Annotated in this window: 17 protein-coding genes; 5 read left to right on the top strand and 12 right to left on the bottom strand. The window is 62.0% G+C overall.

Translation table 11 applies throughout. The features are described 5' to 3' along the window. Positions 1 to 21 precede the first annotated feature (21 nt). Both T3A99_RS04250 and T3A99_RS04245 read left to right on the top strand, forming a co-directional pair. Positions 22 to 876, top strand: coding sequence for an FTR1 family iron permease (locus T3A99_RS04250; protein WP_188250820.1), 855 nt, complete (start codon positions 22 to 24; stop codon positions 874 to 876). After that, positions 864 to 2,219 (top strand): 4Fe-4S binding protein, encoded by a 1,356-nt coding sequence (locus T3A99_RS04245; RefSeq protein ID WP_322833973.1) that lies wholly within the window; start codon positions 864 to 866, stop codon positions 2,217 to 2,219. The genes T3A99_RS04250 and T3A99_RS04245 overlap by 13 nt, the downstream gene beginning before the upstream one ends. Before the next feature lie 201 nt (positions 2,220 to 2,420). Here the strand turns inward: T3A99_RS04245 and T3A99_RS04240 are convergent, their stop codons facing one another. The 12 genes from T3A99_RS04240 to T3A99_RS04185 all read right to left on the bottom strand — a co-directional run bounded on the left by T3A99_RS04240 (position 2,421) and on the right by T3A99_RS04185 (position 18,823). Continuing rightward, on the bottom strand, positions 2,421 to 4,043 hold the full coding sequence (locus T3A99_RS04240; RefSeq protein WP_305465882.1) for a methyl-accepting chemotaxis protein: 1,623 nt from the start codon (positions 4,041 to 4,043) through the stop codon (positions 2,421 to 2,423). Positions 4,044 to 4,166: 123 nt separating this feature from the next. Further along, on the bottom strand, positions 4,167 to 4,862 hold the full coding sequence (locus tag T3A99_RS04235) for an anaerobic ribonucleoside-triphosphate reductase activating protein (protein WP_047229165.1): 696 nt from the start codon (positions 4,860 to 4,862) through the stop codon (positions 4,167 to 4,169). Then, positions 4,859 to 5,020, bottom strand: coding sequence for an anaerobic ribonucleoside-triphosphate reductase (nrdD, locus tag T3A99_RS04230; RefSeq protein WP_003182303.1), 162 nt, complete (start codon positions 5,018 to 5,020; stop codon positions 4,859 to 4,861). The genes T3A99_RS04235 and nrdD overlap by 4 nt, the downstream gene beginning before the upstream one ends. 31 nt (positions 5,021 to 5,051) lie before the next feature. Further along, positions 5,052 to 7,067: a ribonucleoside triphosphate reductase gene (locus tag T3A99_RS04225; RefSeq protein WP_047229166.1), complete on the bottom strand. Its 2,016-nt coding sequence runs from the start codon at positions 7,065 to 7,067 to the stop codon at positions 5,052 to 5,054. Between the two features lie 270 nt (positions 7,068 to 7,337). Beyond that, on the bottom strand, positions 7,338 to 8,330 hold the full coding sequence (gene moaA / locus T3A99_RS04220; protein ID WP_107322430.1) for a GTP 3',8-cyclase MoaA: 993 nt from the start codon (positions 8,328 to 8,330) through the stop codon (positions 7,338 to 7,340). 25 nt (positions 8,331 to 8,355) lie between these two features. Continuing rightward, entirely contained in the window at positions 8,356 to 9,327 is a 972-nt protein-coding gene (locus T3A99_RS04215) for a peptidylprolyl isomerase (RefSeq protein ID WP_173406920.1), read from the bottom strand. A 10-nt stretch (positions 9,328 to 9,337) separates the two neighbouring features. Next, complete coding sequence (narI, locus tag T3A99_RS04210; RefSeq protein ID WP_322833972.1) at positions 9,338 to 10,018, bottom strand: respiratory nitrate reductase subunit gamma; 681 nt, start codon at positions 10,016 to 10,018, stop codon at positions 9,338 to 9,340. Further along, a complete protein-coding gene (narJ, locus tag T3A99_RS04205) occupies positions 10,011 to 10,766 on the bottom strand; it encodes a nitrate reductase molybdenum cofactor assembly chaperone (RefSeq protein WP_047229170.1) in 756 nt (251 codons plus the stop codon). The genes narI and narJ overlap by 8 nt, the downstream gene beginning before the upstream one ends. Positions 10,767 to 10,768: 2 nt before the next feature. Further along, a complete protein-coding gene (narH, locus tag T3A99_RS04200) occupies positions 10,769 to 12,307 on the bottom strand; it encodes a nitrate reductase subunit beta (RefSeq protein WP_076384515.1) in 1,539 nt (512 codons plus the stop codon). A gap of 1 nt (position 12,308) precedes the next feature. Continuing rightward, positions 12,309 to 16,082 carry a nitrate reductase subunit alpha gene (locus tag T3A99_RS04195; protein WP_076384513.1) on the bottom strand — a complete coding sequence of 1,258 codons (3,774 nt, stop codon included), beginning with the start codon at positions 16,080 to 16,082 and terminating at the stop codon, positions 12,309 to 12,311. Between the two features lie 64 nt (positions 16,083 to 16,146). Beyond that, on the bottom strand, positions 16,147 to 17,544 hold the full coding sequence (locus T3A99_RS04190; RefSeq protein ID WP_047229173.1) for a NarK family nitrate/nitrite MFS transporter: 1,398 nt from the start codon (positions 17,542 to 17,544) through the stop codon (positions 16,147 to 16,149). Continuing rightward, complete coding sequence (locus tag T3A99_RS04185) at positions 17,522 to 18,823, bottom strand: MFS transporter (RefSeq protein WP_047229174.1); 1,302 nt, start codon at positions 18,821 to 18,823, stop codon at positions 17,522 to 17,524. Before T3A99_RS04185 ends, T3A99_RS04190 begins: the two co-directional genes overlap by 23 nt. A 311-nt stretch (positions 18,824 to 19,134) precedes the next feature. Between T3A99_RS04185 and T3A99_RS04180 the strand changes: the two genes are divergently transcribed. The 3 genes from T3A99_RS04180 (at position 19,135) to T3A99_RS04170 (ending at position 22,609) form a co-directional block, all read left to right on the top strand. Next, on the top strand, positions 19,135 to 20,934 hold the full coding sequence (locus tag T3A99_RS04180; RefSeq protein WP_076384511.1) for a HAMP domain-containing protein: 1,800 nt from the start codon (positions 19,135 to 19,137) through the stop codon (positions 20,932 to 20,934). Continuing rightward, the gene (gene narL / locus T3A99_RS04175) at positions 20,931 to 21,578 is read left to right on the top strand and encodes a two-component system response regulator NarL (protein WP_047229176.1); all 648 of its coding nucleotides are present in this window, start codon (positions 20,931 to 20,933) and stop codon (positions 21,576 to 21,578) included. The genes T3A99_RS04180 and narL overlap by 4 nt, the downstream gene beginning before the upstream one ends. A gap of 353 nt (positions 21,579 to 21,931) precedes the next feature. Next, positions 21,932 to 22,609 (top strand): Crp/Fnr family transcriptional regulator, encoded by a 678-nt coding sequence (locus T3A99_RS04170; RefSeq protein ID WP_047225852.1) that lies wholly within the window; start codon positions 21,932 to 21,934, stop codon positions 22,607 to 22,609. Positions 22,610 to 22,639 lie beyond the last annotated feature (30 nt).

The raw sequence follows: 22,639 nt of genomic DNA, 5'->3' as shown, positions 1-22,639 counted from the left end.
CGGCGAACAGGAGGTGTTTGCATGACTCAATCCATGTTTATTGTCTGGCGCGAAAGCGTCGAGGCGCTGTTGGTAATCGGCATACTCCAGGCCTGGGTCAGCCGGCAGCAACAGGCCGGTCGCTTGTTGCAGTTCGTGTGGGCTGGCGTGGCGCTGGGTTTGCTGTTGTCGGGCATCTTGGCCGGTCTGATTCTGTTAGTCGGCGAAGCCATGAGCGGCGCGGCCAATGAATGGTTCCAGGCGGCGTTGGCGCTGGTCGCCAGTCTGCTGATCGTGCAAATGGTCGGTTGGATGCACCGAAACGCCGGGACGTTGAAACAGAATCTGACGCGTCACGCCGACCATCGTTTCAGCCGCCAAGGTGGATGGGGGCTGATGGTGTTGGCGCTGCTGGCCGTCAGCCGCGAAGGCAGTGAAACCGTGGTCTTCCTGTATGGCGCCGGGGCGCGTCTGCAAGGGGCGCCACTGGGCTTGTTCGCCGTGGGCGCGGTGGCCGGCCTGCTGCTGGCGCTGCTGACCATCGTCTTGCTGCACGGCAGTCGACGGTTCATCTCATGGCCGCGTTTCTTTGCCATCAGCGAAACCATTCTGTTGTTATTGGGGGCAGCGCTGCTGGTCAGCGGCATTGAGCGGATCAGCGGTCAGTTGCTGGCGATGGACTGGCCCGAAGTGGTCTACCAAGGCATCGGCGACGCGCTCTGGGACAGCAGCGCGATATTGGATGACGGCCATGGCCTGGGCGGTTTCCTGGCGGATTTCACCGGCTATCGAGCCAGTCCCAGTGCCATGACCTTGTTGGTGTGGCTCGGCTACTGGCTGGGGGTTGCCGGCTGGCTGCGGCCACGCAAAGCGCAAACGCTGCCATGTCCGACTTGAACCTCTGGCTGAAACGTCTGGGCGACGGCATGCGGCGCCACGGCGCAACCATTCGCGCCGTGCAATGGGCGGTGGTGCTGTTCTATGCGGTGCTGCTGGTGGTGCCGGCGCTGTTGCCATTGCCCAGCAGCCAGGCTCGGCTGTTGGACAACCTCACGCTGCTGGCGCAGTTTATGTTCTGGGGCATCTGGTGGCCTTTCGTGTTGCTGTCGATTGTGCTGTTCGGTCGACTCTGGTGTGGCGTGCTGTGTCCTGAAGGTGCCTTGAGTGAATGGGCCAGCCAGTATGGCAAAGGCCTGGGCGTGCCACGCGGGGTGCGCTGGGCCGGCTGGCCGACCCTGGCGTTCTGCCTGACCACGATCTATGGGCAGTTGATCAGCGTCTATGACTATGCCCAGGCGGCGCTGTTGATCCTGGGGGGCTCGACGGTCGCAGCGGTGATCGTTGGCCTGCTGTTCGCCCGAGGCAAGCGAGTGTGGTGCCGCTACCTGTGTCCAGTCAGTGGCGTCTTCGCCCTGCTTGCTCGCCTGGCACCGGTGCACTTCCAGGTGGACGAGCAACGCTGGCTGGAAAACCCCGCGCCGCGCCGACCGCCTCCCAACTGCGCGCCATTGCTGGACATTCGCCGGATGCGCGGTGCCGCCGATTGCCACGCCTGTGGTCGCTGCAGCGGCCAGCGCGATGCGGTACACCTGATAGCCCGTTCCAGTAACGAGGAAATCCTTCACTCGAGCGCAACCACCCTTTCGCCTTGGGACGCGCGCTTGTTGTTGTTCGGCGTCATTGGCCTGGCCATGGGGGCTTTTCAGTGGACCGTCAGCCCCTGGTTCATTGCCATGAAGCAGAGCCTGGCCCAATGGCTGGTCGCCCATGAGCTGTTCTGGCCATTGCAAGACAACGCCCCTTGGTGGTTGCTGACCCACTATCCGCAGCTCAATGACAGCTTCAGTTGGCTCGATGGCTTTTGCATCGTCGCTTATCTGGGCATGAGTGCCTTGCTGTTGGGCACGTCGCTGCTGCTGTTGATGCGCCTGGCGGCAAGACTCTCGGGCGATCCTGCACAGTATTGGCCCTTGGCCATCACCCTGACGCCCCTCGGCGGTGCAGGGTTGTTCCTCGGCTTGTCGGCCACCACCGTCAAACTGCTGCGCTATGAAGGGTTGTTGCTCGACTGGGTACAACCGGCTCGGGCCGCGCTGCTGGTCGCGGCAATCGCCTGGAGTCTGTGGCTGGGCTACAAGCGCCTGGAACATGCAACCCGCCGGCCCCTCGCAATGGCCTGCCTGGTATTGGCCAATGGCCTGGTGGGTTATGGCTGGTGGTTGCAGTTCTGGGGATGGTGAACACGCAGTGCAAGCGTTGCTCCCACAGCGGATCGCTGGCGTTCACGATACCTTGGAACGACGCAAAACCCTGTGGGAGCAAAGCTTGCTCGCGATCGCGGTGGGTCAGTTTGAGCGGTGTTGGCTGTGCAGACGCCTCGCGAGCAAGCTTTGCTATCACGGCGGATTTGTGTGGTTCACAACATCTGACGCGGGGCTGGCCTAGACCTTGAACCGCGCCACGGTCTCATGCAGTGAGCCGGCCATCTGCGCCAGGTCCTGACCGGCAGTATCAGTATGCCGGGCCCCGAGCAATACCTGTTCGGACAGGTTGCGAATACCCACCAGGTTACGGTCCACTTCTCGGGCTACCAGCGCCTGTTCTTCGGTGGCGCTGGCGATCATCAGATTGCGCTCGTTGATCTGCGAGATCGAACGGGCGATTTCATCCAGGGCATCGCCGGAGCGGCGGGCCACTTGCAAAGTGGTCTGCACCAGTTCGCTGTTGCTTTGCATGGCGGTCACGGCGTGCTCGCTGTCCTGGCGGATGTTGCCGATCATCTCCTCGATTTCCCGAGTCGAATCCTGGGTGCGATGGGCCAGTGCCCGGACTTCGTCGGCCACCACGGCAAAACCACGCCCGGCATCGCCAGCGCGGGCTGCTTCAATGGCGGCGTTCAAGGCCAGCAGATTGGTTTGATCGGCAATGCCGCGGATCACGTCCAGCACCGAACTGATGTGCTCGACCCTGCCTGCCAACTGCTGGATGCGTCCCGAGGAGTCCGTCACCCCAAGCGCCAATGCGCTGATCGAAGCAACGGTCTCCTGAACCTGCTCACGACCGCGCTGGGCGGTTTGCTCGGATATCCGCGAGGCTTCGCTGGTACTCACCGCATTGCGCGCCACTTCGTCCACCGCCGCCGTCATCTGGTTCACGGCCGCCGCGGCCTGTTCGATTTCCTGGCCTTGCAGTTCCAGGGTGCTGTTGGTCTGACTGCTCACCGCACTCAGCTCTTCGGAGGAACTGGCCACCCGATCCACCGAAGCCGCAATGTGCCGGACCATGCTGTTGAGGCTCTGCTGCATGTCATGCATGTTGCTCATTACGCTGTCGTTTGCACTCCCGGCGTCCAGCGGCACGCGGATCGTCAAGTCGCCTTGGGCAATCTGGCTCAGCACCCGCGCCGCATCATCGGGCTCGCCACCCAGCGGACGGGTCACGCTGCGGGTCACCAGGACCGCAACGGTACTGACCAGGGCCAGGCAGGCCAGCACCAGTGTCAGCATGTTGCGCCGCGCGTCGCTGTAGCGCGCCTGGGCCAGCTGTTCACGCTCGACAAACAACCGGCCCTGCATCGCCATCAGCCCTTCCAGGCTTTTGTAGACCTCAAGCTCGGCCGGCATCACGCCCTGCTTGAGTTGTGTCATCGCGTCGTCCATCGCACCCTGGCGAATCAACGCCTGCACCTGAACGAACGCGGCCACATACGCCTCACGGTGCTTCTTCAGTGCCGCATACGCCGCTTTGCCTTCCGGCTGATCGAACAGCGGCTCCAGCGTGGTAAAGGCCTGGGTAATACGTTGCCGGGTCATGTCGATCGATTGCTGGACCTGCGCGTTGTTCTTGTCGATCAACAGGTCCCGGGTGTTCCTGGCGTTATCGCGCACACCCGTGGCGATCACCATGATCGGGTCGATCTTCGGCCAATCCTGTCTGACGATTTGCACCGCCTGGTCGCGCAGCGTGGCCAGGTCGTTCAAGGCGTATAACGCCAGGGCGATCAACGCCAGTGGCGCGATGGCAAAACCGATCACGATACGGTGGGCAGTGGTGAGTCTGGTCATATCAAATGCTCCCTGTTCAACTACCTGCCGATTGGCAGCGCATTTGAAAACCATAAAAAAAGCCATAAAAAAGAGCGGCCCGGCGATCCCGAACCGCTGTCGGTCGTTCATCCCCGGGGACGGTCAACTGCGTAAAACGAACGAGGGAAACAACTCGCGCATGGCGGCCCACAACTCCGGCTGCAAGGCCTGTGCCGAAACACTGGAAAGATGGGGGTCGAGCATCCGGGCCGTGCGCACCAGTTGCACAGCGAAACGCGTGACGCCCTGCTCGCTCAGGCGGCGAGCCAGGGTCAACAACCGTTCGGGATCGAACAAATGCCAATGCACGGTGGTCCGGCATTCATAATCCACGCCGCTGGCCAGCAGATAGTCGAGGCTGCGCCAGTTGGCGGCACCGCTGCCATGAACCCGAGTCACGTCCAGGGCGTCTTCGGGCAAGGCCTTGATGTCGAAGCCAACCCAGTCGGCTTGCCCGACCACTTTGGCGAAGGCCGCCGGTTTGATGCCGGCGCTGTGCAGGCCGATGCGAAAACCCATCTGCCGCACTTGCTCCATGGCTGGCGCCAGGCCGTCCTGCAGGGTCGGCTCACCACCGCTGAACACCACGGCGTCAAGCAGATCCTGGCGACGTTGCAAAAATGCCAACACCCGACACCAATCCACCTCTTCGCTGCCGCGCGGCGGGATCAGTTGCGGGTTGTGGCAATAACGACAACGCCAGGCGCAGCCCTGGCAAAACAGTACGCAAGCCAGTTGGCCCGGATAATCGAGGGTGGTCAGGGGCACCATGCCCCCAACCCGTAGCGCTCGACTCATGGACGCCCGGCCGCGCTTTCAGTGAAGTGAACCCGTTCGCGATGCTCGGACTGTTTGCCTGGGTTGAAGGCCGCCACCGGACGGTGATAACCCATCACGCGGGTCCAGACTTCGCAACGTTGACGCTGTGCCTGCGGAAGAGATTGTGATGCGTTCATGGATGAAGCTCCTTGCGGTCGATGGATCGGATCAGTGAACGCTGCCTGCCAACTGCTGTTGCAACAGCAAGGCCTCGTCGCATTTGGGGCAAAACTCATGTTCCCCGGCCAGGTAGCCGTGAACCGGGCAGATGGAAAACGTCGGCGTGATGGTCAGGTACGGCAGCCGGAAGCGTCCCAGGGCCTTGCGCACCAGCTGCTTGCAGGCCTGTGTGGAGGAAATCTGCTCGGCCATGTACAGGTGCAGCACGGTGCCGCCGGTGTATTTGCATTGCAGTTCGTCTTGCAGCTCCAAGGCTTCGAACGGATCGTCGGTGAAGCCCACCGGCAACTGCGACGAGTTGGTGTAATACGGGGCGATCGGGCTGCCGGCCTGCAAGATATCGGGGTAACGCTTGAGGTCTTCCTTGGCGAAACGGTAGGTGGTGCCCTCGGCAGGGGTGGCTTCCAGGTTGTAGAGGTGGCCGGTTTCTTCCTGAAAGCGCAGCAGCGTGGCGCGCACGTGATCCAGCAGTTTCAGGGCGAATGCCCGGCCTTGCTCGGTATGCAGGCCTTGCTGGTCATCGGTGAAATTGCGCAGCATTTCGTGCAGGCCGTTAACGCCGATGGTGGAGAAGTGATTACGCAGGGTGCCCAGGTAGCGCTTGGTGTACGGGTACAGCCCGGCGTCCATGTGGTGCTGGATGACCTTGCGCTTGACCTCCAGGCTCTCCTTCGCCAGTTCCATCAGCGTATCGATGCGTTGCAGCAATGCGCTGGTATCGCCTTTGTACAGGTAGCCCAGGCGTGCGCAGTTGATCGTCACCACACCTAGTGAGCCGGTCTGTTCCGCCGAGCCGAACAGGCCTCCTCCGCGCTTGAGCAACTCGCGCACATCCAGTTGCAGGCGGCAGCACATCGAGCGCACCTGGTTGGGTTGCATGTCCGAGTTGAGGAAGTTCTGGAAATACGGCAGACCGTAGCGGGCGGTCATCTCGAACAAGCGGTCGGCGTTCTCGCTGTCCCACGGGAAGTCATGGGTGATGTTGTAGGTCGGGATCGGGAAAGTGAACACCCGGCCCTTTGCATCACCGGCCTGCATCACCTCGATGTAGGCGCGATTGATCAATTCCATTTCCACTTGCAGATCACCGTAGGCGAACGGCATCTCCTCGCCACCGATCACCGGAATCTGTTCGCGCAAATCCTCCGGGCAGACCCAGTCGAACGTAAGGTTGGTAAAAGGTGTTTGCGTGCCCCAGCGTGACGGGACGTTGAGGTTGTAGATGAACTCCTGCAACGACTGGCGGACCTCGTCGTAGCTGAGTCTGTCCTTGCGTACATACGGCGCCAGGTAGGTGTCGAACGAGCTGAACGCCTGGGCACCGGCCCATTCGTTTTGCAGCGTGCCGAGGAAATTCACCATCTGCCCCAAGGCGCTGCTCAAATGTTTGGGCGGCCCGGCTTCGACCCGTCCCGGCACCCCATTGAGGCCTTCGTGCAACAGCGTGCGCAGCGACCAGCCGGCGCAGTAGCCGGCGAGCATGTCGAGGTCGTGGATATGCAGGTCGGCCTCGCGGTGCGCTTGGCCGATGGCCTGGCTGTAGACCTCGTCGAGCCAATAGTTGGCGGTGACCTTGCCCGATACGTTGAGGATCAGCCCACCGAGGGAGTAACCCTGGTTGGCATTGGCCTGTACGCGCCAGTCTTCGCGGTCCAGGTATTCGTTCATCGAGGTGGCAACTTCCACCAGGGTGCGACGATCCCGGCGCAGGCGTCCATGTTGCTCGCGGTAGACGATATAGGCACGCATGGCCAGAAAGAAACCGGCGTCCATCAGTACTCGCTCGACACGGTCCTGGATCTGCTCGACGCTCAAGCGCGTCTGTCCTTCCAATCGCGTCAGCACCGCTTCCAGCAACCCTTCAGCCTCCCCCTCAGCGTATTCGCCGGTGGCCTTGCCGGCGGCGATCAGCGCCTGGCGGATCTTGTCCGCGTCGAAGGCAACCACACTGCCATCGCGCTTGTGCAAGCGGTTACAGCCTACTGAGATCAACGTGCTCTGCATTTTGGCTCCAGACACTACATATAGATAATTAACAATCTTCAAACACAATATGCAGTGGAGAGTACGACCAAAAGTGAGGGTTGCAATTGATCGATATCAAGAATCGAGGGTGGATCAGCCGCTTGAGATGTCGACCGGTATAACCCATCGCGAGCAGGCTCGCTCCCACATGGGTTTTCAGGTGTCTGCTCTTTCTGCGTACACCACAAATCCCTGTGGGAGCGAGCCTGCTCGCGATAACGGCGGTCCATTCAACATCTGCGCTGAGGCTCACCCACCACTCATGTTCATGAACCGCACAATCTGCACTTCCCCGCCAGGGTTGAAATCGTGACGCAGGGGTTTGCCGCGCAGCGCCTGTTGTACCGCCTGGATCAGCGGTTGGTCGTCCAGCGGATAGCGCCGCAACAAACTGCGCAGGTCCAGAGAATCTTCCTGTCCCAGGCACAGCAGCAACCGCCCTTCAACGGTCATGCGCACCCGGTTGCAACTGGCGCAAAAGTTGTGGGTATTGGGGGAAATGAAACCGATCCGGGTCTGCGCGTGCTGCTCCAGGCGCACATAACGCGCCGGGCCGCCGCTGTTTTCGGTGCTGTCGAGCAAGCGGTGATGATTGGCAATGACTGCCCGCACCTCATCGCTGGAACAGAACGACTCGCCCCGGGCACGCCCAACCTCACCCAAGGGCATTTCCTCGATGAAGCTGATGTCGATGCGTTGCTCGATGGCGTACTGCACCAGCGCCGGGACTTCATCGAAGTTGCGCCCTTTCATCACCACGCAGTTGAGCTTGATCCGCTCGAACCCTGCGCCCTTCGCCGCTTCAATGCCCGCCAGCACCTGATCCAGATCGCCGTTGCGGGTGATCGCCCGAAAGCGCTCGCCATCCAGGCTGTCCAGGCTGATGTTCATGCGCTTGACTCCGGCATCGACCAGCGGCCGGGCCAGTCGCCCCAGCTGCGAACCGTTGCTGGTCATCACCAGTTCCCGTAGGCCGGGCAATGCCGCGATGTCGCGACACAACCCGACGATGCCCGGACGGATCAGCGGTTCGCCACCGGTCAGGCGGATTTTCTTGACCCCCAGCCCCACGAACAACCGCGCCAATCGGTGCAGTTCCTCCAGGGTCAACACCTGCTGGCGCGGCAGGAAGGTCATGTTTTTCGCCATGCAATACACACAGCGAAAATCACAACGATCGGTCACCGACATCCGCAGATAGTCGATCTGGCGCCCAAATCCGTCCTGCAACACGGCGTTCATGTCTGTCCCCTGATTGAGCCGGTGCTCACTGCACCAGCGGCGAGTCGGCGCCCTGAAGATGAATGCCGCGAATGTCCGCTGCACCGATCAGGGTTTGCAGGTACTGCACCAGCGCCTTCTGCCACACGCCTTGTTGCAGCTGGGTGCGAATCGCCGTCGCCACCGCCTCATAAGGCAACGGTTGGCCTTCGACACGCTGATCGATGCTGATCACATGCCAGCCGTAGCGACTTTCCAGCGGTTTGCCCACCAGGCCCGCCGGCAAGGCAAACAACTGGCGCTCCAGTTCGGGCACGGTCTGGCCCTTGCTGATCTGCCCCAGCGAGCCGCCCTGTGCCTTGGACGGGCAGGCCGAGTGGTTCAACGCCAGTTCGGCAAAGCTGCCGGGGAACTCGTCCAGGCGTTGCAGCAGGGTTTCGGCCTGGCCGTGAGCCTGGTCGCGCGCTTCGGCGTCGTCCGGTGCGCATTCGAGCAGAATGTGCCGCACCGCCAGCAAGGGGGCGCTGTGAAAGCGCGCCCGATTGCTTTCGTAGTAGCGCAGGCAGGTCGCCTCATCACATTGCGGCACCTGCACCTCACGCTCGAGCAACAGCCGCGTGGCCGCCTCCTCTTCGTTTTCACCGGCGCCCACCTGCAACGCCAGCCCCAGCTCGGCGATGCGTTGCTGAAGCAACTCCCGGATCACCAACGCCCGGGCCGCCTGGTAGACCGCATCCTCGCGGCTCTCAGCCGGGTGATACTGCAGCTCCTGGGCCATCGCCTGGGGGGTGATCGACACCCCGTTGACGCTGATGATCGGCCACTCCTGCTCACTGCTGGCAATCAATTGTGCCGGGGCTTCATCACCTGGCACCGGCCCGGACTGGGCCGGTTCGAACTGCACCGCGCCCGCCGGCTCGATATCGCTGAGCGGCGGGGTCACTGGCGCTGCTTTCGCTGAAGAACCGCAGCCGCCGCTGCCCCCGTTACCGCCGCCACATCCGCATCCACTAGCCATGATCGTCTCCTTAGAACTTCTGCCGCACGATTTGATAACGACGCCCCAGGTACCAGACCGGCGCACTGACGATATGGACGAGACGGGTGAACGGGAACAGCACGAACAGGGTCAGGCCCAGTATCACATGAAGCTTGTAGACCAAGCCCACCGGCGCAATGGCCGCGGCCGCCTCCACCGGACGCAACAGCACGGTGTTCTGTGCCCAGTCGGCCAGCATCACCATCACCGAACCGTCCATATGGGCGGTGGACGCCACAATGGTCATCAACCCCAACACCAGTTGCACCAGCAGCACCACCAACACCAGGATGTCCGACGTGCTGGACGTGGCGCGCACTCGCGGGTCGCTCAGCCGCCGGTTGAGCAGCATCACCAGACCGATCAGACCCAGCACCCCAAAGAACCCGCCGGACACCATCGCCAGCAACTGTTTGTTCTCAGTGCTCAACACATGGTGATAGATCGCCGCCGGCGTCAGCAGGCCGACAAAGTGGCCGGCCAGGACGAACAACACACCGACATGGAACAGATTGCTCGCCACGCGCATGCCACGGTTGCTCAGCATCTGGCTGGAGCCGGCCTTCCAGGTGTACTGGGACAGGTCAAACCGCGCCCAACTGCCGATCAGGCAAATCGCCAAGGCGACATAGGGGTAGACCCCGAACATCAACAGATCCCATTTAGACATTGCCCACCTCCCCGGCGGGCGCAGCGGCCCGTCCTTCATGCTGAAAATCCACCCAATGCAACGGCACCGCGCTTTCGTCCCGGGCCTTGCCCGGCGCACTCGGCAGCGAACTGCAACGGTCCTGCTGCTCGGCCTTCATGAAATCCACCGCTTCCTCTTCCCAGATCCTGTCCAGGGCTTCGAGGGAGTCGTCGCGTGGCTCGGCCTTGACCTGCTCACGCAACTCGGCCACGGCCACCTGGGGCTCGGCCCCGGCGATTTGCAGCAAGGCCCGGAAACAACTGGCGTAGGCGCTCTCGCGCTCTTCCAGGCGCGCCGCCAGCAAGGCCAGCAGATGCGCCACATCGGCCAGTCCTTCGCGGGCCTCGATGTCTTCGCGGGTGGAGAGAAACTCCAGGTACAGCGGGATGTAATCGGGCAGTTCCTTCACGCCGATGGCAAAACCGGCCTCTTCGTACTGGGCCATCATGTCCACCATGGCCTGGCCCCGGTCGCGGGACTCGCCATGGACGTGTTCGAACAGCAGCAGCGACAGCGAGCGCCCACGGCCGAACAGCGCGCCGTAGTGCTCCTGGCCGTCCATCAGGTCCTGGCCACAGATCAGTTCCAGCAGTTCGAACAGCGCAGCGCGCTGCTTCGGGCTGATTTCCCGTGCCTGCACAATCGCCTGCTCCAGCTCGTCGCGACCGGCCACCAGGGTTTCGGTCGGATAATCGAGCAGCAACGAAATCACCTTGAGAATGCGCATGTTCATTCCTCCCACAACTGCACGGTTTTGATGACGTCGCGGCGGTTGGCCTTCTTGGCGCCGAACATGTTGGTGTCGGAACTGCCGCTGCAACCGCTGCCGAAACTGAAACCACAACCGGAGCGTTCGGCGAACGCATCGCTCATGGCGTCTTCGCGGTGGGCGCTTGGTACGACAAAACGGTCTTCGTAGTTGGCGATGGCCAGATAGCGGTACATCTCTTCCACCTGGTTCACGCTCAGGCCGACATCGGCCAGCACTTGCAGGTCCTGCACGCCGTCCACCTGTTCGGAACGCTTGTAGGCACGCATCGCCAGCAGGCGCTTGAGGGCGCGCTTGACCGGTTTTTCATCGCCAGCGGTGAGCATGTTGGCCAGGTAGCGCAGCGGAATGCGCAGGCTGTCGACGTCCGGGATCACCCCGTTCATGCCCACGGTGCCGGCCGCCGCAGCGTTCTGGATCGGCGACAGTGGCGGCACGTACCAGACCATTGGCAAGGTGCGGTATTCCGGGTGCAACGGCAGCGCGAGTTTCCAGTCCACGGCCATTTTGTAGACCGGCGAGCGTTGCGCCGAGTCGATCACCGACTGCGGCACGCCGTCGGCCAGGGCCTGGCGAATCACCGCCGGGTCGTTCGGGTCGAGGAAGATCTCCAGTTGCTTCTCATACAGATCGTGCTCGTTGGCGGTGCTCGCCACTTCGCTGATGCGGTCGGCGTCGTACAGCAACACCCCGAGGTAGCGGATGCGGCCGACGCAGGTTTCAGCGCAAACCGTCGGCATCCCGGCTTCGATGCGCGGGTAGCAGAAAATGCATTTCTCCGATTTGCCGCTCTTCCAGTTGAAATAGATTTTCTTGTACGGGCAGCCGCTGATGCACATGCGCCAGCCGCGGCATTTCTCCTGGTCAATCAGGACGATGCCGTCCTCCTCGCGCTTGTAGATCGCCCCGCTCGGGCAGGACGCCGCGCACGCCGGGTTCAGGCAGTGCTCGCACAGGCGCGGCAGGTACATCATGAAGGTGTTTTCGTACTCGCCGTAAATGTCCGCCTGGATCTGGTCGAAGTTCTTGTCCTTGCGCCGCTTGGCAAACTCGGTGCCAAGGATCTCCTCCCAGTTAGGGCCCCACTCGATTTTCTCCATGCGCTTGCCGGACACCAGAGAGCGCGGCCGTGCGGTGGGCTGATGCTCGCCCAAAGGCGCGGTGTGCAGGTGCTGGTAGTCGAAGTCGAACGGTTCGTAGTAATCGTCCAGGCTCGGCAAGTCCGGGTTGGCGAAGATGTTCGCCAGCACGCGGAACTTGCCGCCGATGCGTGGGTTGATCGAACCGTCGGCGTTACGGATCCAGCCGCCCTTCCACTTGTCCTGGTTTTCCCACTCTTTGGGGTAACCGATGCCAGGCTTGGATTCGACGTTGTTGAACCAGGCGTATTCCATGCCTTCGCGGCTGGTCCAGACGTTCTTGCAGGTAATCGAGCAGGTGTGACAGCCGATGCATTTGTCCAGGTTCAGGACCATGCCGATTTGTGAGCGAATTTTCATCTCAGTTCTCCTCGATATCGGTTGGCAGTGGACGCGGCAGATCATCGCCACTGGAACCGTCGAGCCAATCGACCTTGGACATCTTGCGCACCACGACGAACTCGTCGCGGTTGCAACCGACCGTGCCGTAATAGTTGAAACCGTAGGCCTGTTGCGCGTAGCCACCGATCATATGAGTGGGCTTGAGCACCACGCGGGTCACCGAGTTGTGGTGGCCGCCACGGGTCTTGGTGGTTTCCGAGCCGGGCACGTTCACGATCCGTTCCTGGGCGTGGTACATCATCACCATGCCTTCCTTGACCCGCTGGCTGACCACCGCACGGGCGGTCAGCGCACCGTTGACGTTGAAGCATTCAATCCAGTCGTTGTCCTCGATACCGGCGCGCTTGGCGTCGATTTCCGAAAGCCAGACGATCGGCCCGCCGCGGCTCAAGGTGAGCATCAGCAAGTTGTCGCTGTAGGTGCTGTGGATGCCCCACTTCTGGTGCGGGGTGATCCAGTTCAGGACGATTTCGGTCTCGCCATTGCTGCGCTTGCCCTTCACGCCTTCGATGGTGCGGGTGTTGACCGGCGGCCGATAACTCATCAGTTGCTCGCCGAACGCCTGCATCCACGGGTGATCCTGGTAAAACTGCTGGCGGCCGGTGATGGTGCGCCATGGAATCGCTTCGTGAACGTTGGTGTAGCCGGCGTTGTAGCTGACGTGATCGTCTTCCAGGCCAGACCAGGTCGGGCTGGAAATGATCTTGCGCGGCTGCGCCTGGATGTCGCGGAACCGAATCGCCTCGTGGGCCTTGGACAGCGCCAGGTGGCTGTGATCGATGCCGGTGAATTTCGACAGAGCCGCCCAGGCCTTGACGGCCACTTGGCCATTGGTTTCCGGGGCCAGGGACAGAATCACCTCGGCCGCATCAATGGCGCTGTCGATCTTCGGCCGACCCTGGCTGATACCGGCGTCGACTTCATGGTGATTGAGCTCACCGAGGAATTTCACTTCATCGTCGGTGTTCCAGTTGATGCCCTTGCCGCCATTGCCGAGCTTCTCCAGCATCGGGCCCAGGGAGGTGAACTGCTTGTAGATGTTGGGGTAATCGCGCTCCACCACTTGCAGGTTCGGTGCGTTCTTGCCCGGTTGCGGCGCCACGCCGGCACTTTTCCAGTCAGTGCCGCCAAACGGCTGGGCCAGTTCACCGACGCTGTCATGCATCAACGGCACGGTGACCAGGTCTTTCTCGACACCCAGGTGCCCGACCGACATGGCGGAGAACGCCTTGGCGATGCCCTTGTAGATTTCCCAGTCCGAACGCGACTCCCAGGCCGGGTCGATAGCCGCTGACAGCGGGTGAATGAACGGGTGCATGTCCGAGGTGTTCATGTCGTCTTTTTCGTACCAGGTCGCGGTCGGCAAGACGATGTCGGAATACACGCAGGTCGAGGACATGCGGAAGTCCAGGGTGGTCACCAGGTCCAGTTTGCCGATGGCACCGTTGTCGACCCATTCAGCCTCGGTCGGCTTGGATTCGCCACCAAAGCCGATGTCTTCGTTCATCACGCCGTTCTTGGTGCCCAGCAGGTACTTGAGCATGTACTCGTGGCCTTTGCCCGAGGAGCCCAGCAGGTTGGAGCGCCAGATGAACATGTTGCGCGGGAAGTTTTCCGGGCTGTCGGGTTGTTCGCAGGCAAACCGCAGGCTGCCGTCCTGCCAGGACTTGACCACGTAGTCTTTCGGGTCCATGCCGGCGGCAGCAGCATCGCGGCAAATGTTCAGCGGGTTGGTGTTCAATTGTGGCGCGCTGGGCAACCAGCCGGCGCGTTCGGCGCGGATGTTGTAGTCCAGGGCATGCTCAGGGAACTGCGATTTATCCGCCAGAGGCGACAGCACGTCGTGCATGCTCATCTTCTCGTGGCGCCATTGCGAGCTGTGGCCGTAGAAGAAGCTGGTGCCGTTCATCTGCCGTGGCGGACGGTTCCAGTCCAGGCCGAAGGCCAGGGGCAGCCAGCCACATTGCGGACGGAGTTTTTCCTGGCCGACATAGTGGGCCCAACCGCCGCCGGTCTGGCCGACACAACCACACAGCATGAGCATGTTGATCAGCCCACGGTAGTTCATGTCCATGTGGTACCAGTGGTTCATCGCCGCGCCGACGATGATCATCGAACGGCCACGGGTCTTGTCGGCGTTGTCGGCGAATTCGCGGGCGATCTGGATCGCTTTCTCGCGGCTCACACCGGTGATCTGCTCCTGCCAGGCCGGGGTGCCGGGCACCGAGGCGTCGTCGTAGTCCTTGGCGACGTTGGCGCCGCCCAGGCCACGGTCGATGGCCAGGTTGGCCGCCGACAGGTCAAACACCGTGGCGACTTTCACCACGCTGCCGTCGGCCAGCACCACGTTGTGCACCGGCACCCGGCGGTACTGCACCGCGTCACCGGCCACATGCTGGAAGTACTCCTGGGCTTCACCGGCAAAATACGGGAAGGCCACTTCAGCCACGTCATCGCCAATCAGGCTGAGCTTGAGGTCGATCTCACGGCCCTCGCCGCCTTCACGGGCCAGGATGTTCCATTTGCCCTCTTCGCCCCAGCGATAGCCGATGGAGCCTTGGGGAGAAACCAGTTCACCGCTGGCATCCAGGGCGATGGTTTTCCACTCCGGGTTATTGTCCTGGCCGAGGTTGTTGGTCAGGTCGCTGGCGCGCAGGAAGCGATCAGGCTGGTAGCCGGAGCCCGGCGCCACGCCGAGCATCGGCTTGAGCATCACCAGCACCGGCAGGTCGGTGTAGCGCTTGGCGTACTCGGTGAAGTAGGCGCTGGGCTTGTCCAGGTGAAACTCTTTGAAGATCACATGGTTGAAAGCCTGGGCAAGTGCCGCGTCGGTGCCCTGCTTAGGGTTGAGCCACAGGTCGGTGAGCTTGGCGACTTCCGAATAGTCCGGGGTGATCGCCACGGTCTTGGTGCCCTTGTAACGCACCTCGGTGAAAAAGTGCGCGTCGGGGGTACGGGTCTGCGGGACGTTGGAGCCCCAGGCAATGATGTAGTTGGAGTTGTACCAGTCGGCCGATTCCGGCACGTCGGTCTGCTCGCCCCAGACCATCGGCGAGGCTGGCGGCAGGTCGCAGTACCAGTCGTAGAAGCTCAGGCACACGCCACCGATCAGCGACAGGTAACGCGAACCCGCGGCGTAGCTGACCATCGACATCGCCGGGATCGGCGAGAAGCCAACCACCCGATCCGGGCCGTATTGCTTGACGGTGTAGACGTTGGCGGCGGCGATGATCTCGTTGACTTCTTCCCAGTTGGAACGGATGAAACCACCCATGCCGCGCTTGCTTTTATACGAGTCGGCCTTGGCCTTGTTTTCGACAATGCTGGCCCACGCTTCCACGGGCGGCAGGGTCTGCCGGGCTTCGCGCCACAGCTTGAGCAATGGCTTGCGGATCTTCGGGTACTTGAGCCGGTTGGCGCTGTAGATGTACCAGCTGTAGCTGGCGCCACGAGGGCAGCCACGCGGCTCGTGGTTGGGCAGGTCGTTACGGGTGCGCGGGTAGTCGGTCTGCTGGGTTTCCCAGGTGATCAGGCCGTTCTTGACGTAGATTTTCCACGAGCACGAGCCGGTGCAGTTCACCCCATGGGTGGAGCGCACGATCTTGTCGTACTGCCAGCGGGAGCGGTAGACGTTCTCCCAGTCGCGGGACTCCTTGCGGGTCTCGCCGTGCCCCTCGGAAAACTCGCCTTGCTTGCGGTTGAAAAACCGCAGTTGATCCAGTAAATGACTCACAGTGTGTTCCTCTCAGGCTTGCTCCGCGGGGTCTGCGCCCCGCCCACGCAGGTTTAGGTTCGGCTTAGCACGGTGTTGCGGCGCCCTTGCGGGCATACCACCACCAGGTCACCACGATGCAGCTCAGGTAAAAGCCGACGAACATGTAGAAGGCCATCTCCGGGCCGCCGGTCAGGGCCATCGAAGTGCCGAATGATTTGGGGATGAAGAACGCGCCGAAGGCGCCCATGGCCGAGCTGAAACCCAGCACTGCGGCCGATTCCTTGCCGGCGTTCTTGAGCGCTTGTTCGCGTAGCTCGGGCTTTTGGCCGCGGCTGGCTTTTTCATGCAGGGTGCGGAAGATCACCGGGATCATGCGGAAGGTCGACCCGTTGCCCACGCCAGTGGTGACGAACAGCAACATGAACATCCCCAGGAAGCCGTAGAAGCTGCCGCCCTGGCCGCCTTGGGGCAGGAAATGAAGGACCCCGAACACCATCGCGATCATCAGCACGAAGTTCCACAACGTAACCTTCGCGCCGCCGAGCTTGTCCGCCAGCCAGCCACCCAGTGGCCGCACCAGGGCACCGACCAGCGGACCGAGGAAGGCGAACTTCAGGGCGATGACTTCCGGGAACGAGGTTTTGATCAGCAGCGGAAACGCGGCGGAGAAGCCGATGAACGAGCCGAAGGTCGCCAGGTACAACCAGCACATCAGCCAGTTGTGCTTGCGCTTGAAAATCACTGCCTGCTCACTGAACGAAGCGCGGGCGCTGGACAGGTCGTTCATGCCGAACCAGGCAATCACGGTCACGGCGAGGATGAACGGCACCCAGATAAAACCGGCGTTTTGCAGCCACAGCGAGCTGCCGTCAGCCAGTACCTGCGGCTGGCCGCCCATGAAGCCGAACACGCCGAAGGAAATCACCAGCGGCACGCTGAACTGCATCACCGACACGCCCAGGTTGCCCAGCCCGGCGTTCAGGCCCAGGGCCGTGCCCTGCTGGGACTTGGGGTAAAAGAAGCTGATGTTGGACATGCTCGAGGCGAAGTTACCGCCGCCAAAGCCGCAGAGCAGCGCAATCAGCACGAACACGCTGTAAGGCGTGGCCGGATCCTGCACGGCAAAGCCCATCCACAGCGCCGGCAACAGCAGCGACGCAGTGCTCAGGGCCGTCCAGCGACGACCGCCGAAGATCGGCACCATGAACGAATAGAAGATGCGCAAGGTCGCGCCGGACAGGCCCGGCAACGCCGCGAGCCAGAACAACTGGTCGGTGCTGAAACTGAAACCGATGGCGTTCAGGCGCACGATCACCGTGCTCCAGACCATCCACACCGCGAAGGCCAACAGCAGCGCCGGGATGGAAATCCACAGGTTACGCCGGGCAGTCTGTTTGCCACTCTTGCCCCAGAACGCGGGGTCTTCCGGACGCCAGTCATGAATGACCGGGCCCTTTTCAGGCGTTTGCAGAACGGACATGTTCTTCTCCTTGGGCAATGCTGGAAAACGGGGATTGGCTGGCCGGCGGCTGTTTACCCAGCAGCGGGCGCTTGCGAACTTCGCTGAAGTACATCCAGGTCAGGGAGACCCAGACCACGCCGTACATCAACATGAAGCAGGACGAGCGCACGCCGGTGAGGTCCACCAGGGCGCCGAACATGATCGGCAACACGAACCCGCCCAGGCCGCCGGCCAGGCCGACGATGCCGGACACCGCGCCCATGTTTTTCGGGTAGTCGTTGGCGATGTACTTGAAGACCGAGGCCTTGCCGAACGCGAAGGCGATGCCCATCACGAACAGCAGCACGGTGAACAGCGTGGCGTTGAGGCCGATGTGAAAATCCACCGTGCCGTTGACGGTCTGCACTTGCAGTTGGGTCTGTGGGTACGAGAGCAGGAACAGGCAGATCCAGCTGACCCACAACACCCACCAGGTCACGCTCTGGGCGCCCCAGCGGTCGGACATCCAGCCACCGACGGCCCGCAATACGCCACCGGGCAGGGAGAAGCAGGCCGCCAGCAGCGCCGCGCTTTGCAGGCTGAAGCCGTATTCCTGCACGTAGTACTTGGTCATCCACAGGGCCAGGGCTACATAGCCGCCGAACACGATCGAGTAGTACTGGCAGTAGCGCCACACCGCTGGTTCTTTCAGGGTTTTCAGTTGCTCGCGCAACGTGGCGCCGCCGGTGCCGCTGTGCTCCTTCTTCTCGGTTGTGAGAAACCAGAACAGCAGCGCGGTGATGAACAGAATGGCGCTGAACACCTTCGGCACCAGGTGCCAGGAACCGAAGGCGATCAAGGCAGGAGCGAGGAATTTGGTCAGCGCGGCGCCGGCGTTGCCCGCGCCGAACACACCCATGGCGAAGCCTTGATTCTGCTTGTCGAACCACTTGGCCACATAAGCGATGCCCACCGAGAACGATCCACCGGCCAGCCCGACAAACAGGCCCAGCACCAGGAACTGCCAGAAAGCCGTGGCCAGGGTGATCAGGTACAACGGCAGCACACAGGAGAGCATCAGCAGGAAGAACACGATGCGCCCGCCGAAGCGGTCGGTCAGCAGGCCCAGGGGCAAGCGCACCAGGGAACCGGTCAGCACCGGCGTGGCGGCCAGCAGACCGAATTGGGTTTCGTTGAGCGCCAGCATTTCCTTGATCGGAACACCGAGCACGGCAAACATCATCCAGACCATGAAGCACACGGTGAAGGCCAGGGTACTCATCCCCAGTACCAACCCTTGTTGCACTTGCGCTCGCATCTCGATGCACTCCCCGTCAGTTCGATGAGCGCAGCCTAGTGATGCCTACCCCGTAAAAACTTGACCTGGGTCAACGTGCGTCCCGGCGGTACTGGCCTATGCTGGGGCCGTCTACCTCTTAGGGGGTAGAGCCTGAAGTTGATAAGAACCTTTATTTATCAAGGCTTTGAACATTTCGGCCGTGGCTTTTATCGAAACGTAGCGGCCGACAACTCTTTAGAGGTAGTGCGCCCGGGATCGGCTGCTATACCCCCCCAACGCCAGGGCGTCCCCATGTTCGGTTTGCAGAATTTCCTCCAGGGCCAGTCTCGATGATGCGGTGGCTGCGCAGTTCCCTGCCCGCTCGCGCCGGGCTGGCGGTGATCCTGATCGCCATCCTCGCCCTGGCCAGTTCCTTGAGCGCAGGTCTGATTGCCTGGTTCAGCCAGGGCGACGCGGCCGCCATCAACACCGCCGGTTCCGTGCGTATGGAGACCTATCACCTGAGCTGGAAACTGGCAGCCGGGGCCAGCGACGATGTCCCGGCGATCATCGACAGCCTGCAACGACGTCTCGAAAGCCCGTCCTTGCGCGCCGTGCTGGAAGACGGACCGGCGACCTCCCTGCATCAGAGTTATCAGAGCCTCATGCAGCGTTGGAACCAGACCTTGCGCCCGGCCATCGAACGCGGCGATTCGGCGTTCTTCCAGGCCAGTGCCGCTTCCTTCGTTGCGCAACTGGACCAGTTCGTCACCCTGTTGCAACGCCAGAGCGAGCACAAGCAAGCCTGGCAACAGACGATCCAGGGCATGGCGCTGTTCACCACCATGATCATCCTGCTGATCGGTCTGTATGAATTGCAGTACGGTGTGGTCACGCCCTTGCAGGAACTGGTGGACGCCACCCAGCGCTTTCGCCGTGGCGAATTCCAGGTGCGGGTCAACCATCAGTCAGAGGATGAACTGGGCCAACTGGCGACCAGCTTCAACACCATGGCCGAGACCATCGAGCAATCCCATCGCACCCTGGAGAATCAGGTCCAGCAAAAGACCCTGAACCTGCAACAGGCCAATGCCGCCCTGGAGCTGCTGTACCAGAGCAGCCGCAGCCTGGCCACGCGGCAGGCCAATGCCGAAGGGCTGGATGAACTGATCAGCCGGTTCCAGCAGCGACTGCCGGGCCTGCGCCTGTCGCTGTGTCTGCAAGGCCAGTTGCAGGCGCCCGCCCGGCAACTGCTGTCGCTGCATGGCGCCAACAGCCGCGAGGTCTGCGCCAGCAGCGATTGCGCCACCTGCCAGAAACACCACAGCGCCCGGCCGCAGACGTTCAGCATCAGTAACCAGGGCACGGAACTGGGTGAACTCAAGGCGCATTTTGTCGACGGTCACGCGGCGCAACCCTGGGAAACCGCACTGATCCAGGCCCTGGCAAACCTGATCGGCACCTCGCTGTCTCTCAAGCGCCAGCGCGAACAGGACCATCGCCTGCTGTTGCTCGATGAGCGCACGATCATCGCCCGCGAACTGCATGACTCCCTGGCCCAGGCCTTGTCGTACATGAAGCTGCAAGTCAGCCGTATGCAAACCCTGATGCGTCGCGGCGAACCGGTGCAAACCCTGGAAACCGTCACCGCCGAACTGCGCGAAGGCCTGAACAATGCCTACCGGCAGTTGCGCGAGCTGCTCACCACGTTCCGCTTGCAGATCCACGACGACGGGCTGGTCCAGGAACTCAAGGACACCGCTGAAGAATTCTCCCGCCGGGGCGATTTCCGGGTGCATCTGTTCGTCGACACCCTGGCCTTCGAGCTGTCGGCCAGTGAGCAGATCCATATCCTGCAGATCACCCGCGAGGCGCTCTCCAACTGCCTGCGCCACGCCCACGCAGAGAACGCCTGGCTCGAACTGCGCCAGGAAGGCGAAACCGTGCGACTGTCGGTCGAAGACGATGGCCGGGGCTTCAGTGGCGAAGTGGACCAGCGCGAACACCACGGCCTGAACATCATGAACGAACGGGCCCGCAGCTTGCGCGGCCAACTGCAAATTATCTCCCGAACGCCCCAGGGCACCCGTATCCAGGTGCATTTCCAACCGGAATTCCTGGGCCAACACAGCGAAGGTCTCGCAACATGAACGCCCCCCTGCGTCACACCCTCCTGCTGGTCGACGACCATCCAATGATGCGTCGAGGGATCCGCCAAATGCTCGAACTCGAAGACGACTTGCACATCGTCGGCGAAGCCAGCCACGGCGAAGAAGCCCTGACACTGATCGAACCGCTCAAACCTGACCTGGTCCTGCTGGACAACAACATGCCGCAAATGAACGGCATCGAAACCCTGCGCCGGCTGCGGGCCATGCATTACACCGGCAAGGTATTGCTGTTCACCGTATCCGACGCCGAGGACGACATTCGCGATGCCCTGCGCCTGGATGCCAACGGTTACCTGCTCAAGGACATGGAGCCGGAGTTGCTGGTGCAGTACATCCGCGATGCCCTCAACGGCGCGCTGGTGATCAGCCCCGGCCTGACCCGCGTCATGGCCCAGGCCTTGCGCTCCCCTCCCCGCCAGGCCGACGTGGAACTGACCGAACGCGAGCGCCAGGTACTCAAGACCATCGCCGGCGGCTGCAGCAACAAAGTCATCGGCCACAAGCTGGGCATCACCGAAGGCACGGTCAAGGTCCATGTGAAGAACCTGCTGCACAAACTGGGGTTGCGCTCACGGGTCGAAGCCGCCGTGTGGGCCATGGAGCATCTGCGCGGAGTGGGCTAGCCCGGCAAACCACACCTCCTGTAGGAGCAAAGCTTGCTCGCGATGACGGCGGCACATTCAACATTCCTGCAAGCTGACCCTCCGCTATCGCGAGCAAGCTTTGCTTCCACAGGGTGTTTCAGGCGAATACAGCGCCTGCGCACGACTCGAAAAAACTGTGGGAGCGAGCCTGCTCGCGATGACGGCGGCACATTCAACATCCCTGCAAGCTGACCCTCCGCTATCGCGAGCAGGCTCGCTCCCACAGGGTTTGTGTTTGAGCGGGGACGCACCTCCCTCTTCCGAGGTAGGCCTGCGGAGGCATAGGCCGGGGGCGCGTGGGGTTCTACCATGACGGCACGCGGAGGTACGCCATGCTGACTCATCCTTCCATCGTTTTACTGTTGCGTCGTCATCACCTGTTCAGCCAGTTACCGGAGCGGGTCTTCGAAGACGTGTGCAACCTGGCCGTGCTCAAACGCCTGGAGTGCAACAGCACGCTCATGCACCAGGGCGACCCGGCCAAGCGGTTTTTCCTGCTGGTCAGCGGTCAGATCAAGCTGTTCCGGGTCACCGGTGAAGGCCAGGAAAACCTGGTGGAAATCATCCAGCCCGGGCAGACCTTCGCCGAGGCTCTGCTGTTCAGCCAGGCCCGGTGCTACCCGGTCAGTGCGTCGGCGCTCAAGGACAGCGTACTGGTGAGTATCGAAGGCACTCATTACCGCAAGGCCCTGGAAGACCAGCCGAAGGTCTGCCTGGCGATCCTGGCGAGCATGAGTATCCATTTGCACCAGCGCCTCAAGGACATCGACAACCTGACCCTGGCCAGCGCCAGCCGGCGGGTCATCAACTTTCTGCTTCAGGAACGCGACCCGCGCGACGGCCAGGTGGTGCTACAGGTGTCCAAACGCCTGGTGGCCTCCAAGCTGGGAATCCAGCCAGAGACTTTTTCGCGCATTCTCCATCGCCTGGTAGACGGTGGCCTGATTGCCATGGAGCGGCGCAACATTCGCATCCTGGCCGAAGATGAGCTGGACGCTTACCAGCAATAACCCGCGCAGCCCCAATTCCCTTGTGGCGAG

It is taken from the genome of Pseudomonas sp. N-137 (assembly GCF_034555295.1).
Lineage (GTDB): Bacteria > Pseudomonadota > Gammaproteobacteria > Pseudomonadales > Pseudomonadaceae > Aquipseudomonas > Aquipseudomonas rhizophila.
This window is presented reverse-complemented; position numbering and strand designations above follow the sequence as displayed.

Bases quoted from the DNA above. Each gene is read 5' to 3' on its own strand.
- T3A99_RS04225 (WP_047229166.1), bottom strand. From the start codon at position 7,067: ATGCAGAGCACGTTGATCTCAGTAGGCTGTAACCGCTTGCACAAGCGC.
- narJ (WP_047229170.1), bottom strand. From the start codon at position 10,766: ATGCGCATTCTCAAGGTGATTTCGTTGCTGCTCGATTATCCGACCGAA.
- T3A99_RS04250 (WP_188250820.1), top strand. From the start codon at position 22: ATGACTCAATCCATGTTTATTGTCTGGCGCGAAAGCGTCGAGGCGCTG.
- T3A99_RS04170 (WP_047225852.1), top strand. From the start codon at position 21,932: ATGCTGACTCATCCTTCCATCGTTTTACTGTTGCGTCGTCATCACCTG.
- narH (WP_076384515.1), bottom strand. From the start codon at position 12,307: ATGAAAATTCGCTCACAAATCGGCATGGTCCTGAACCTGGACAAATGC.
- T3A99_RS04215 (WP_173406920.1), bottom strand. From the start codon at position 9,327: ATGGCTAGTGGATGCGGATGTGGCGGCGGTAACGGGGGCAGCGGCGGC.
- T3A99_RS04240 (WP_305465882.1), bottom strand. From the start codon at position 4,043: ATGACCAGACTCACCACTGCCCACCGTATCGTGATCGGTTTTGCCATC.
- T3A99_RS04185 (WP_047229174.1), bottom strand. From the start codon at position 18,823: ATGCGAGCGCAAGTGCAACAAGGGTTGGTACTGGGGATGAGTACCCTG.
- nrdD (WP_003182303.1), bottom strand. From the start codon at position 5,020: ATGAACGCATCACAATCTCTTCCGCAGGCACAGCGTCAACGTTGCGAA.
- T3A99_RS04180 (WP_076384511.1), top strand. From the start codon at position 19,135: ATGATGCGGTGGCTGCGCAGTTCCCTGCCCGCTCGCGCCGGGCTGGCG.
- T3A99_RS04190 (WP_047229173.1), bottom strand. From the start codon at position 17,544: ATGTCCGTTCTGCAAACGCCTGAAAAGGGCCCGGTCATTCATGACTGG.
- narI (WP_322833972.1), bottom strand. From the start codon at position 10,018: ATGTCTAAATGGGATCTGTTGATGTTCGGGGTCTACCCCTATGTCGCC.
- T3A99_RS04235 (WP_047229165.1), bottom strand. From the start codon at position 4,862: ATGAGTCGAGCGCTACGGGTTGGGGGCATGGTGCCCCTGACCACCCTC.
- T3A99_RS04245 (WP_322833973.1), top strand. From the start codon at position 864: ATGTCCGACTTGAACCTCTGGCTGAAACGTCTGGGCGACGGCATGCGG.
- moaA (WP_107322430.1), bottom strand. From the start codon at position 8,330: ATGAACGCCGTGTTGCAGGACGGATTTGGGCGCCAGATCGACTATCTG.
- narL (WP_047229176.1), top strand. From the start codon at position 20,931: ATGAACGCCCCCCTGCGTCACACCCTCCTGCTGGTCGACGACCATCCA.